The organism is Enterobacter vonholyi, assembly GCF_008364555.1.
In the GTDB taxonomy this organism is placed as follows: Bacteria; Pseudomonadota; Gammaproteobacteria; order Enterobacterales; family Enterobacteriaceae; genus Enterobacter; species Enterobacter vonholyi.
Genome location: NZ_VTUC01000003.1, coordinates 160,472 through 172,375, shown reverse-complemented (window position 1 = coordinate 172,375; position 11,904 = coordinate 160,472). Strand labels below are relative to the sequence as shown.

Here is an 11,904-nt window from a genome sequence, read left to right as displayed (position 1 = left end):
TTCGGTTGTTACATAGAATGTGCACGAAAATTAAACCTGCCTCATATTTGGAGCAAATATGGACCGCGTCCTTCATTTTGTCCTGGCACTTGTTGTCGTTACTGCACTTGCATTGCTGGTCAGCACAGACCGCAAAAAAATTCGTATCCGTTATGTTGTTCAACTGCTGGTCATTGAAGTTTTACTTGCGTGGTTCTTCCTGAACTCCAACGTAGGCCTCGGCTTCGTGAAAGGCTTCTCCGAAATGTTCGAAAAACTGCTCGGATTCGCCAACGAAGGGACCAACTTTGTCTTCGGTAAAATGAACGACGAAGGTCTGGCGTTCTTCTTCCTGAAGGTTCTCTGCCCTATCGTCTTCATCTCCGCGCTGATCGGTATTCTGCAGCACATCCGCGTTCTGCCGTTCGTGATTCGTGGAATTGGTTTCCTGTTATCCAAAGTGAACGGTATGGGCAAGCTGGAATCCTTCAACGCCGTCAGTTCCCTGATCCTCGGTCAGTCTGAGAACTTCATCGCGTATAAAGATATTCTCGGCAAGATGTCCCGCAACCGCATGTACACCATGGCGGCAACCGCAATGTCTACCGTTTCCATGTCTATCGTGGGCGCGTATATGACTATGCTGGAGCCAAAATATGTGGTTGCTGCACTGGTTCTGAACATGTTCAGCACCTTTATCGTTCTGTCGCTGATCAACCCGTACCGCGTTGACGCAAGTGAAGAGAACATTCAGATGTCAAACCTGCACGAAGGCCAGAGCTTCTTCGAAATGCTGGGTGAGTACATTCTGGCCGGTTTCAAAGTCGCGATTATCGTTGCCGCCATGCTGATCGGCTTCATTGCGCTGATTTCTGCGCTGAACGCCCTGTTCGCCGCGGTGCTGGGTATCTCCTTCCAGGGGATTCTGGGCTACATCTTCTATCCGGTTGCATGGGTGATGGGTGTTCCGGCTCACGAAGCGCTGCAGGTGGGCAGTATCATGGCAACCAAGCTGGTTTCTAACGAATTCGTTGCAATGATGGATCTGCAGAAAATTGCCAGTACGCTTTCTCCTCGTGCGGAAGGTATTCTCTCCGTGTTCCTGGTCTCCTTCGCGAACTTCTCTTCCATCGGGATTATCGCGGGTGCGATTAAAGGTTTGAACGAAGAACAGGGTAACGTGGTATCTCGCTTCGGCCTGAAACTGGTTTACGGCTCTACGCTGGTTAGCGTCCTGTCAGCGTCCATTGCGGCACTGGTCCTGTAACGTTTACCGTGAAACAAAAACCGGGAGCCTGGCTCCCGGTTTTTTTATGTCCGTAATTCTTCCAGCGGTTTGGGTTTGCCTATCAAGTAGCCCTGCAGGTAATCCACACCGAAGCGGAGCAGCATCTCCCGCTGCGCCGGTGTTTCCACATATTCCGCGACGACGCAGAGCGATTTTGTCTTTGCCAGATTACACATCGACTGCACAATCATTGCATCCATGTCGTCTGTACAAATGTCTTTCACAAAGCAGCCGTCAATCTTAATGATGTCCGCCTGCAGGCGTCTGAGACGCTCATAGTTAGCGTAGCCAGTACCAAAATCATCGATGGCAATACGGAAACCATACTCCCGTAATTGCTGAATATTGTTGATACTCGTGCCTGAATTTGAGAAAGCCTGCTCTTCGGTAATCTCAATAACGACTGCCTGAGGCGCAACGCCGTACCGTTCAAACAGCGCGCAAATCTCGGTCGCCACCTCTTTTTGCATCAGCGTCAGCGGCATCAGATTGATGGAAAAACGGGTGCCAGCGTGCGTTGCAGGGTTATCTCGCAGCCACATCAGTAATTTTTCCATGACGGATATATCAAACCGATGGCTGAGGTTGAACTGCGCAATCAGCGGAATAAAGCGGTCAGGAGTAATAATCTCCCCCTCACTTTCCATTCGCGTCAGAATTTCATAGTACCCGCTCCCGTCCGCCTTCTGGATCGGCTGCGCATATAAATGGAACTGCCCCGCCTCAAGCGCATGCTTAATCCGGGCCAGCATCAGGACACGCTCTGTCGTTTGCCCTGATGCCACCTCAAGGCTATTCGTCAGCGCGAGAACGTTTTGCGCTCCGCCTGCCTGCTCTGCCAACCAGCTTAGCTGCCCCAGCGTGTGATGCAGTTTCTCGCCGTCTTCGACCATTCCCCATGACGCACCAAACTCAATATCCAGCCCGGTGTTGTTCCAGAAAATCTTATTGCTGTTGAGCCGATCGACCATATGCTGGAGTCGTTCAGCAATTTCTGGCCCAAGCAATACCAGCACCAGCTCGCTTCCGGGCAGCTGGAAGAGCATCTCATCTTTTTGCAGGAGCGGCTGGAGCGACGTGGCGATCGTTCGTTTGCAATGGACCCGCATGATAATCCCGTAGTGGCGGCTCAAAAACTCCAGATTATCCATGCGCAAAATGCACACTTTGGCATCCGGATGAATTTCAAGGTAATCCTCCAGCGCACGAATATTAGGCAGACCGGTAAGAGGATCGGTCAGTGCCCTGTCCTGCCAGCCCCGCTTCAGCCACTCGCTGCGCTGGTAAATGCGAGACATGTAAAGCAAACAGATGGCGAAAGAAATCAGCACGGAGAGGATAAAGGAGAGCGAATGTCCCGATTCCACCCCGTTAAGGAAATTATAGTTGTATGTCAGCAGCAGGAGCGCTGATGTGGCCCACAGCAGAGAAATCAACGCATAGGTCAGGCGGCTTATCGCTAAGGTAAAAAGAATAAATATCAGCGGCATCAAATAGCCCGCAATGACCGGTGACTCAAAAGGACCACATAAAATGACAAGAATGAAGCTTAAAAGCGCTAACCAGACAAAAATATATAATGGATTCTTGTGATAAAACACGGGCTTCACGCTTCGCCGCCAGAAGGTGACGGCATAACGAGGATTAATTATCATTCTTAACGGGTAATAGAACATCATGGTAAAAATCAGCGCCGCGCATATCAGGCTTTGAATATCCACAACGTTATAAATTACCGTACCTTCGCCGAAATAGGTCGAAATTGTCACCGGAAAATCAAAGAAATAGCCTGCCATATACATCGACAGCTTAATACCTAATGGCACGACAAAACCGAGCCAGAATATACGAAGCCCGATGTGTTTGTTAGGGATACTGTAGCGCCAGCGCTTGCCCAGCATAAGGCGTAGCAGGCCGCACCCCGCGAATAACGCAAAGGTCTGACAGAACAGTAAAACTGGATATTGTAGCGGTGCTAAATTAATATAGAATAAATTAGTGACAGTAAAACCTAACAGAATGGGAAGAATTGCTCTGCGCCCAAATATCAGAATGACCGCCAGCATAACGCTGAGTGGCAACCATGCTAAATAAACGTCGTGACCATTAACAATTGCGCGTGGAGAAAGATAACGGGAGACAGGTACCGCAATCAGGCAAAGTGCCAGGGCAATCATAAATATCTTTACATTACCATACGTATTTTTATTCATTAATCAGGGACGTTATTTTCCAGGAGAATCATTGACCGGATGGATAATAGGTTTATTAATTGCGCGAATCAAGTTCAAGTCTATTTATAGACCGGTTTATTGATTACGATTGAGGTGAGGTACAGAAATACCTTCTTTTTGATAACAAAATGCGGTAAAGGGTGTTACAAACAGATAAAAAAAACCCCCGTCATTCGACGAGGGTTTACAATTTTGGTGGAGCTAAGCGGGATCGAACCGCTGACCTCTTGCATGCCATGCAAGCGCTCTCCCAGCTGAGCTATAGCCCCACATATGACTTTACTGACCGCACTCTGTTGGGTTCAGAGTTTGGTGGAGCTAAGCGGGATCGAACCGCTGACCTCTTGCATGCCATGCAAGCGCTCTCCCAGCTGAGCTATAGCCCCACATATGACTTTACTGACCGCACTCTGTTGGGTTCAGAGTTTGGTGGAGCTAAGCGGGATCGAACCGCTGACCTCTTGCATGCCATGCAAGCGCTCTCCCAGCTGAGCTATAGCCCCATCGTAAAGCTGTCATGTTGACGGGCGGCATAATATGAATTCCGCTGCGGAGTGTCAACGGCAAAATCAATTCCAGCTATTCAATCGCCGAAAAATCATGCAAATGAATCACTTTGCGAGCCTGCTCGCAGTCAGGAGTTAAGCCTGTCACGTTTTCACGTTAAAGGGTGCTATAAAATGAGCCGCTAATTAACCCCACAGATATTCAGGAAATTGCATGATCAAGGAACGAATGACGCCAGAAGAGTTAGCCCTCCTCACTGGCTATAGCCGACAGACCATCAATAAATGGGTACGCAAAGAGGGTTGGATTACGTCACCAAAGCCAGGCGTCCAGGGCGGGAAAGCGCGTCTGGTACATGTGAACGAAAAAGTCCGTGAATTTATCCGCAGTGCACGTCGGGCAAGCGAAACATCCGAACTGCCAGAAGGCGTCAGTCATGATAGTTCACTTCACACCCTGCTCCTGACGCTAGCCAATGAAATGACGCCGGAAGAGCAGAAGCAGATGACATCGCTATTACTGCGGGAAGGTATCACCGGATTGTTGCAACGTTTAGGGATTCGCGATCGGGATTGATATGAAAAGATTACGGAGCAAAATGACCACGGAAGAGCTGGCGGAGAGTTTGGGCGTTGCCAGGCAAACGGTTAATCGTTGGATACGCCAGCAGGGATGGAAAACCGAAGGGCTCAACGGCGTGAAAGGCGGTCGCGCGCGACTCATTCATGTCGATGCGCGCGTGAAGGAACATATTATGAGCCTTCCGGCAATTCGCACCCCTCACGAGGTTTACCATCTCGCGGAGGCCACGTCTTCCTACAATACCCCCTCTTCAAACCTGTATCCGGGCATTATTGAGACGCTGGAGAGTATGACTAAGCCGGAGCAGAAGCGTCTGGATGCGTTATTGAAGCGCGAAGGCATACACGGATTTCTTAAGCGTCTGGGTATTGCAGAAGAAGAAGCATAAAAAAACGGCAGGTTCCCCTGCCGTTTGTTTTATCTGAGACGTTATTACTGCTGATTTTCTCGTTCAGCGATAAAGTCCAGCGCCTTGTTAATGCGCGCCACGCTGCGTGATTTGCCGATGGCATGAACCGTTACGTCCAGCGCCGGAGACTGACCTGCACCGGTCACCGCAACGCGCAGTGGCATACCGACTTTACCCATGCCGACTTCCAGCTCGTCCGCCGTCGCCTGAATGGCGTGATGCACATTCTCAGCGGTCCATTCGGTGAGCGCAGCCAGCTTGTCACGCACCACTTCCAGCGGCTGACGCGCAACCGGACGGAGATGTTTCTTCGCGGCGTCCGCGTCGAACTCAGCAAACTCTTCATAGAAGTAGCGGCAACTTTCAGCAATCTCTTTCAGAGTTTTGCAGCGCTCGCCGAGCAGTTTCACCAGATCCGCCAGCTCAGGGCCAGTGCGGGTATCAATATTTGCCTGCTCAATGTGCCACTGCAGGTAAGTCGCTACATATTCTGGCTGCATGGTATTGATGTAGTGATGGTTCAGCCACAGGAGCTTGTCGGTATTAAACGCGCTCGCTGATTTGCTGACAGAGCTCAGAGAGAACAGTTCGATCATCTCTTCGCGGCTGAAGATCTCCTGGTCACCGTGAGCCCAGCCCAGACGCACCAGATAGTTCAGCAGCGCTTCTGGCAGATAACCGTCATCGCGATACTGCATGACGCTGACCGCGCCGTGACGTTTAGACAGTTTTTTCCCGTCGTCGCCGTTGATCATGGAGACGTGCGCATAAACAGGCACAGGGGCGTTCAGCGCCTTCAGGATGTTGATCTGACGTGGCGTGTTGTTGATGTGGTCTTCACCACGGACAACGTGAGTAATTTCCATATCCCAGTCGTCAACCACCACGCAGAAGTTGTAGGTTGGGGAACCATCGGTGCGGCGGATAATCAGATCGTCCAGCTCCTGGTTGCTGAATTCGATCGGGCCACGGATCTGGTCGTCAAAGATCACAGACCCCTCTTGCGGGTTAGCAAAACGCACCACGCAAGGCTCATCAGCAGCGTGCTCACTGTGGTCATGGCGGCAGCGGCCGTCATAACGCGGCTTTTCACCATTCGTCATCTGCTCTTCGCGCAGCGCATCCAGACGCTCTTTGGAGCAATAGCACTTATACGCCGTGCCCGCGACCAGCATTTCATCAATGACCGCGTTATAGCGGTCAAAGCGTTTGGTCTGGAAATAAGGGCCTTCGTCCCATTCCAGATTCAGCCAGTTCATCCCATCCATAATGGCTTCAATTGCTTCCGGCGTGGAGCGCTCAAGATCGGTGTCTTCAATACGCAGCACGAACTCACCTTTGTTGTGGCGTGCGAAAAGCCAGGAATAGAGAGCGGTACGTGCACCACCGACGTGCAGATAGCCTGTCGGGCTCGGCGCGAAGCGAGTTTTGATTTTCATGAAATGGCCTTACGTTATAAAGATGCCGGCAATCGGCAAATCCTGGGGAAAAAACGATGGGCAATATTCTATCACTGTGGGGGGATTCCTCAATGTTGATCCCTTTATCGTGACCGAGTTTGCGATTTTTGTTTAGAAATCATGCGCCACAGCCCGTTTCGCGATCGTTTTGTTTAATTTTACGACGAACGAATAAAAACTTTAGAAAATGCGTTGACTCATTTTCAACTCTCCCTATAATGCGACTCCACACAGCGGGGGTGATTAGCTCAGTTGGTAGAGCATCTCCTTTACACGGAGGGGGTCGGCGGTTCGAGCCCGTCATCACCCACCATCTACTTCGGTAGACCCGCAGTGTAGATAAGAATTGAGATTGGGCGATTAGCTCAGTTGGTAGAGCATCTCCTTTACACGGAGGGGGTCGGCGGTTCGAGCCCGTCATCGCCCACCATTCTCACCTTATCGCAGCAGTTCCGAAATGGGCGATTAGCTCAGTTGGTAGAGCATCTCCTTTACACGGAGGGGGTCGGCGGTTCGAGCCCGTCATCGCCCACCATTTCGGGTCGTTAGCTCAGTTGGTAGAGCAGTTGACTTTTAATCAATTGGTCGCAGGTTCGAATCCTGCACGACCCACCAATGTAAAAAAGCGCCCTAAAGGCGCTTTTTTGCTATCCGCAGTTTGTCTACTTCCCTGCCTTCAACGTCGCAATCAATACTGATTGTGTATCGATGCAACTCCCTGCCAGATATGGCAGTTTTGCTCAAGCTAATCCCATTGGTGCCGATACCTCTGTTTTATAACACGAGGAAAAAGTATGACGACCATTCAGGCTTCAACCCAACAGATTCAAACCAGCGGCGCGAGTGGAACTTCGAGCAGTAACGATATCTCTGCGCAAATCACCCGCATTCTCGACAAGATCAAAAAACTGACCCAGCAGTTAAAAGAGCTGTCGAACAGCCCCATCAGCACCGACGAGAAGAAAAAGCAGCAGGAACTTATTCAGACCCAGCTCAAAGTGCTGCAGGCTCAGCTCGCGGCGCTGCAGCGCCAGCAGGCCGAAGAGGCCCAGAAGAAGCAGGAACAAAAACTGGGCAAAGTGGAAGGCGTGAATAGCCCGTCAGACAATAATCAGATTGATATCTACATCTGATCTTCTGATGCGTTAAACAGTGGGTCGCGTATGCGGGCTTCGGTTAATCGTTGTGCCTGGATACGCACCACTTCCCAGATAGCCTGCGCCGCCCCCGAGAGTGAACGATTTTTTCGCCGCACCAGCATCAGCTTTCGCTCGACAACGGGCGTTAATCGCCTGACGGCCAGTCTGCTTCCCTGCGGCAGGGGGAGCGCCAGGGCGGGCAATACGCTGATGCCAATGCCGGCTTCCACCATGGGAAACAGCGTCGCCGGGTGACCAATCTCCTGCACGATTGTTGCCTTTACGCCCTGATTCATCAGCGCGGAATCAATCAACGGACGGCTGCCCGAGGCATAATCCTGTAATACCAGATTCGCGCCCTGCAGGGACTGCCAGCTGACCTCCGGCAACGAGGCCAGCGGATCGTCGTCACGGCAGAGCAGCAAAAAAGGCTCAGAAAGTACGCTTTCGCACGCCAGATCGCTTGCCTGACCGGGATCGATAACAATACCAAAATCGACATCCCCCTGGCGGATGCTCTCCAGCACCCACTGTTGCGGCCTGTCATGCAGCACAAAATCAATGTCCGGGTAGCGATGGCTTCCCTCGGCAATACACTGAGGTATAAGGTGTGCGGATATCGTCTGGCTGGCCGCGACCCGCACGGTACCCGAAAGCTGCTGGCCCAGCCTCCCCACGTCTCTGAGCGTGCTGTTGAGCTCATCCAGCAACCGTTCAAGGCGCAGAGCGAGCTGCTGCCCCGCTTCGGTCAGCACCACTTCGCGCGTGGTTCGGTCAAGTAACCGGACGCCAGTCTGATTTTCCAGTTCTTTCACGCTGTGGCTAACCGCCGACTGGCTCAGGCCAATCATCTCTCCTGCCCGGCTAAAGCTACGAGCCTGCGCCACGGTGACAAAAACACGAAGCTGACGTAGTGAATAATTCATCTGTTTAATTCATGAATGGATGCAATAAATCAATTTTATTTCTCAAATGGAAAAAAGCACAATAGCGTCATCTGTTTTCAGGAGTCATTATGAAACTATTTCGTATTGTTGATCCGTTTACGCTCACCCTGGTAGTTACCGTTTTACTGGCCTCTTTCTTCCCCGCTCGCGGCGGTTTCGTCCCGTTTTTTGAAGGGCTGACGACGGCCGCCATCGCGCTACTGTTCTTTATGCACGGCGCAAAGCTCTCCCGCGAAGCCATTATCGCGGGCGGTAGCCACTGGCGACTACACCTGTGGGTGATGTGCAGCACGTTCATTCTGTTCCCGATCCTCGGCGTGCTGTTTGCCTGGTGGGCACCGGTAAACGTCGATCCGGCCCTTTATACGGGCTTCCTCTATCTGTGCATTCTGCCCGCGACCGTGCAGTCCGCCATTGCGTTTACCTCGCTGGCTGGCGGCAACGTAGCGGCGGCGGTTTGTTCAGCATCCGCGTCCAGCCTGTTAGGAATTTTCGTCTCCCCGCTGCTGGTAGGCCTGCTGATGAACATGCACGGTGCGGAAGGTAACCTTGAGCAGGTGGGCAAAATCTGTCTGCAGCTGCTGCTGCCGTTTGTGCTGGGGCATCTTTCCCGACCGTGGACCGGGGCGTTTGTGGCGAAGCATAAAAAATGGATTTCAAAAACCGACCAGACCTCGATTCTGCTGGTGGTTTACTCCGCCTTTAGCGAAGCGGTCGTGAACGGGATCTGGCACAAGGTGGGGGCAGGCTCGCTGCTGTTTATCGTGGTGGTCAGCATCGTCCTGCTGGCGATTGTGATTGCGGTAAACGTCTTTGTGGCACGCAAGTGCGGCTTCAACAAAGCGGATGAAATCACGATTGTGTTCTGCGGTTCGAAAAAGAGCCTGGCGAACGGCATCCCGATGGCCAACATTCTGTTCCCGACCTCGGTGATTGGGATGATGGTGCTGCCGCTGATGATTTTCCACCAGATCCAACTGATGGTCTGCGCGGTGCTGGCGCGTCGCTACAAGCGCCAGACCGAAAAGCTGGCGCAGGAAGAGACCCGCGCCGCGAAGGCTTAAGTTAAGGACGTTTCAGGGGCTGCACCAGCTGGGTCAGCCCCTCGGTTTTGATCAATAACGTGATAGCCATCAGCTCGCCCAGTCGCCCTGTTGGGAATTCATCCTTACGGGCAAACCACAGCAGATACTCCTCCGGCAAATCAATCAGCCTGCGGCCCTTGTATTTACCAAACGGCATCTCCGTATTGGCGATCTCAACGAGCTGCTCTTTCTCCACGTTACTCTCCTAACAGACGCATCATTTCCGCTTCGTCGATAACCGCAATGCCGAGCTCCTGGGCTTTCGCCAGCTTCGAACCCGCCGCTTCACCGGCGATCACCAGGTCGGTTTTCTTCGACACGCTGCCCGCAACTTTTGCCCCCAGCGCCACCAGACGTGCTTTGGCATCGTCGCGTGAAAGCTGGCTCAGGCTGCCGGTCAGCACCACCGTTTTACCGGCGAACGGGCTGTCGATCTCTTCAGCGTTAACCACCACCGGCGCGGGCCATTTAATGCCCTCTTCCAGCAGTTCGCCGATGACGTTACGGTTGCTCTCTTCGGCGAAGAAGTTAAAGACGTGCGTGGCGACGACAATACCTACGTCCGGGACTTTCTGCAGCTCCTCGATGCTCGCTTTTTCCAGCGCCTCCAGCGTACCAAAGTATGCTGCCAGACCTGCTGCGGTTGCTTCACCCACTTCACGAATGCCCAGCGCGTAGAGGAAACGGGCGAAAGTCGTCTCTTTTGCGGCTTCCAGCGCGTTAACCACGTTCTGGGCAGACTTAGGTCCCATGCGGTCCAGACCGGTCAGTTTACCAGCGGTCAACCTGAAGAGGTCCGCTGGCGTGTGAACATACTCTTTCTCAACCAGCTGATCGATAATCTTATCGCCCATTCCGTCAACGTCCATTGCGCGACGGGAAACGAAGTGCTTCAGTGACTCTTTACGCTGCGCGCCACAGATTAAGCCGCCCGTACAGCGCGCCACCGCTTCACCTTCTACGCGCTCAACGTCCGAGCCGCACACCGGACAATGGGTCGGGAAGACAACTTCGCGCGTATCGTCAGGACGCTCTGACTCAACGACGTTAACCACCTGCGGGATCACGTCCCCTGCGCGGCGAATCACCACTTTGTCACCAATGCGCAGGCCCAGGCGTTCGATTTCATCGGCGTTGTGCAGCGTGGCGTTACTCACCAGCACGCCCGCCACCTGCACTGGTTCCAGACGGGCGACCGGTGTAATAGCCCCCGTTCGACCGACCTGGAACTCCACGTCGCGAACGAAGGTCATCTGCTCCTGGGCAGGGAACTTAAACGCCACCGCCCAGCGCGGCGCGCGCGCCACAAAGCCCAGCTGCTCCTGCAGCGCCAGTGAATTCACCTTGATGACGACGCCATCAATATCAAAACCGAGCGTCGGACGGTCCTCTTCCACCTTGTGGTAGAACGCCAGTACCGCTTCCGGCGAGTCGCAGAGCTGGACGCGATTGCTTACCGGCAGGCCCCACGCTTTAAACTGCAGCAGGCGTCCGAGGTGCGTATCCGGCAGCTCGCCGCCCTCCAGAATACCCACACCGTAGCAGAAGAAAGTAAGCGGTCGCTTCGCGGTAATACGTGGGTCAAGCTGGCGCAGCGAGCCCGCCGCCGCATTACGCGGGTTAGCAAACACTTTCCCGCCGGTGCGACGAGCCTCTTCGTTAATTTTCTCGAAGCCCGCCTGCGGCAGGAACACTTCGCCGCGCACTTCCAGACGAGCAGGAATGTTGTCACCCTGCAGCCTCAGAGGGATCGCGCGGATGGTACGCACGTTGGTGGTGATGTCTTCGCCCGTCGTGCCGTCGCCACGCGTCGCGGCACGCACCAGCACGCCGTTTTCATAGAGAAGACTGACCGCCAGGCCATCCAGCTTGAGCTCGCAGCACCAGGTGAGAGAGTCGCTGCTTTTCAGGCGATCCTGCACGCGCTTGTTAAACGCGAGGAAGCTCTCTTCATCGAAGACGTTATCCAGCGACAGCATCGGCACTTCATGACGCACCTGGCTGAAAGCGCCCAGCGGCTCAGCGCCGACGCGCTGGGTGGGGGAATCCGGCGTGATGAGTTCAGGATGCTGCGCCTCTAGTTCGCGCAGCTCGCGCATAAGGCGGTCATACTCCGCATCCGGCACTTCCGGCGCGTCCATAACATGATAGAGGTATTCATGATGGCGAAGCGTGGTTCGCAGTTCAGTGAGTTGTTGTTCGATTGAGTCCATATCGCACCATCAATGAGAAAAAACCCCCGACATGCGGGGGTTGAGGAGGAGTTGAAGTCAA

General features: G+C 53.3%; 10 protein-coding genes and 7 tRNA genes. 9 read left to right on the top strand and 8 right to left on the bottom strand.

The genetic code is table 11. The features are described from left to right. Window positions 1–58: 58 nt before the first annotated feature. Window positions 59–1,246: a NupC/NupG family nucleoside CNT transporter gene (locus F0319_RS05280; protein WP_008501591.1), complete on the top strand. Its 1,188-nt coding sequence runs from the start codon at window positions 59–61 to the stop codon at window positions 1,244–1,246. 44 nt (window positions 1,247–1,290) lie between these two features. Here F0319_RS05280 and F0319_RS05275 read toward each other — a convergent pair whose 3' ends face one another. The 4 genes from F0319_RS05275 to F0319_RS05260 form a co-directional block, all read right to left on the bottom strand. Then, window positions 1,291–3,480, bottom strand: coding sequence for an EAL domain-containing protein (locus tag F0319_RS05275; protein ID WP_149366416.1), 2,190 nt, complete (start codon window positions 3,478–3,480; stop codon window positions 1,291–1,293). 214 nt (window positions 3,481–3,694) lie between these two features. Next, window positions 3,695–3,770 (bottom strand) — tRNA-Ala (locus F0319_RS05270). Window positions 3,771–3,811: 41 nt separating this feature from the next. Continuing rightward, window positions 3,812–3,887 (bottom strand) — tRNA-Ala (locus F0319_RS05265). Between the two features lie 41 nt (window positions 3,888–3,928). Further along, window positions 3,929–4,004: transfer RNA gene (locus F0319_RS05260), tRNA-Ala, on the bottom strand. A gap of 217 nt (window positions 4,005–4,221) precedes the next feature. Between F0319_RS05260 and F0319_RS05255 the strand changes: the two genes are divergently transcribed. Both F0319_RS05255 and F0319_RS05250 read left to right on the top strand, forming a co-directional pair. Continuing rightward, the gene (locus F0319_RS05255) at window positions 4,222–4,584 is read left to right on the top strand and encodes a YfeC-like transcriptional regulator (RefSeq protein WP_115875947.1); all 363 of its coding nucleotides are present in this window, start codon (window positions 4,222–4,224) and stop codon (window positions 4,582–4,584) included. A 1-nt stretch (window position 4,585) separates the two neighbouring features. Further along, complete coding sequence (locus F0319_RS05250; protein WP_111965210.1) at window positions 4,586–4,978, top strand: YfeC-like transcriptional regulator; 393 nt, start codon at window positions 4,586–4,588, stop codon at window positions 4,976–4,978. A gap of 44 nt (window positions 4,979–5,022) precedes the next feature. On the opposite strand, the gene gltX is transcribed toward F0319_RS05250, so the two are convergent. Further along, the gene (gltX, locus tag F0319_RS05245; protein ID WP_149366415.1) at window positions 5,023–6,438 is read right to left on the bottom strand and encodes a glutamate--tRNA ligase; all 1,416 of its coding nucleotides are present in this window, start codon (window positions 6,436–6,438) and stop codon (window positions 5,023–5,025) included. A gap of 258 nt (window positions 6,439–6,696) precedes the next feature. On the opposite strand from gltX, the gene F0319_RS05240 reads away from it, so the two are divergent. The 5 genes from F0319_RS05240 to F0319_RS05220 all read left to right on the top strand — a co-directional run bounded on the left by F0319_RS05240 (window position 6,697) and on the right by F0319_RS05220 (window position 7,592). Next, window positions 6,697–6,772, top strand: a tRNA-Val gene (locus F0319_RS05240). 41 nt (window positions 6,773–6,813) lie between these two features. Further along, window positions 6,814–6,889 (top strand) — tRNA-Val (locus F0319_RS05235). Between the two features lie 29 nt (window positions 6,890–6,918). Further along, window positions 6,919–6,994: transfer RNA gene (locus F0319_RS05230), tRNA-Val, on the top strand. Window positions 6,995–6,998: 4 nt separating this feature from the next. Next, window positions 6,999–7,074: transfer RNA gene (locus F0319_RS05225), tRNA-Lys, on the top strand. Window positions 7,075–7,253: 179 nt separating this feature from the next. Further along, complete coding sequence (locus tag F0319_RS05220; protein WP_111965208.1) at window positions 7,254–7,592, top strand: FlxA-like family protein; 339 nt, start codon at window positions 7,254–7,256, stop codon at window positions 7,590–7,592. On the opposite strand, the gene F0319_RS05215 is transcribed toward F0319_RS05220, so the two are convergent. Next, window positions 7,583–8,524 carry a LysR family transcriptional regulator gene (locus F0319_RS05215; protein ID WP_111965207.1) on the bottom strand — a complete coding sequence of 314 codons (942 nt, stop codon included), beginning with the start codon at window positions 8,522–8,524 and terminating at the stop codon, window positions 7,583–7,585. The two genes, F0319_RS05220 and F0319_RS05215, sit on opposite strands and share 10 nt — an antisense overlap. Before the next feature lie 89 nt (window positions 8,525–8,613). Here F0319_RS05215 and F0319_RS05210 point away from each other — a divergent pair, with 89 nt between their 5' ends. Further along, window positions 8,614–9,609: a bile acid:sodium symporter family protein gene (locus tag F0319_RS05210; RefSeq protein WP_111965206.1), complete on the top strand. Its 996-nt coding sequence runs from the start codon at window positions 8,614–8,616 to the stop codon at window positions 9,607–9,609. A gap of 1 nt (window position 9,610) precedes the next feature. Here the strand turns inward: F0319_RS05210 and F0319_RS05205 are convergent, their stop codons facing one another. Together F0319_RS05205 and ligA are read right to left on the bottom strand one after the other, a co-directional pair. Then, window positions 9,611–9,826 carry a DUF3820 family protein gene (locus F0319_RS05205; RefSeq protein WP_045894690.1) on the bottom strand — a complete coding sequence of 72 codons (216 nt, stop codon included), beginning with the start codon at window positions 9,824–9,826 and terminating at the stop codon, window positions 9,611–9,613. Between the two features lies 1 nt (window position 9,827). Beyond that, complete coding sequence (ligA, locus tag F0319_RS05200) at window positions 9,828–11,843, bottom strand: NAD-dependent DNA ligase LigA (RefSeq protein WP_149366414.1); 2,016 nt, start codon at window positions 11,841–11,843, stop codon at window positions 9,828–9,830. Window positions 11,844–11,904 lie beyond the last annotated feature (61 nt).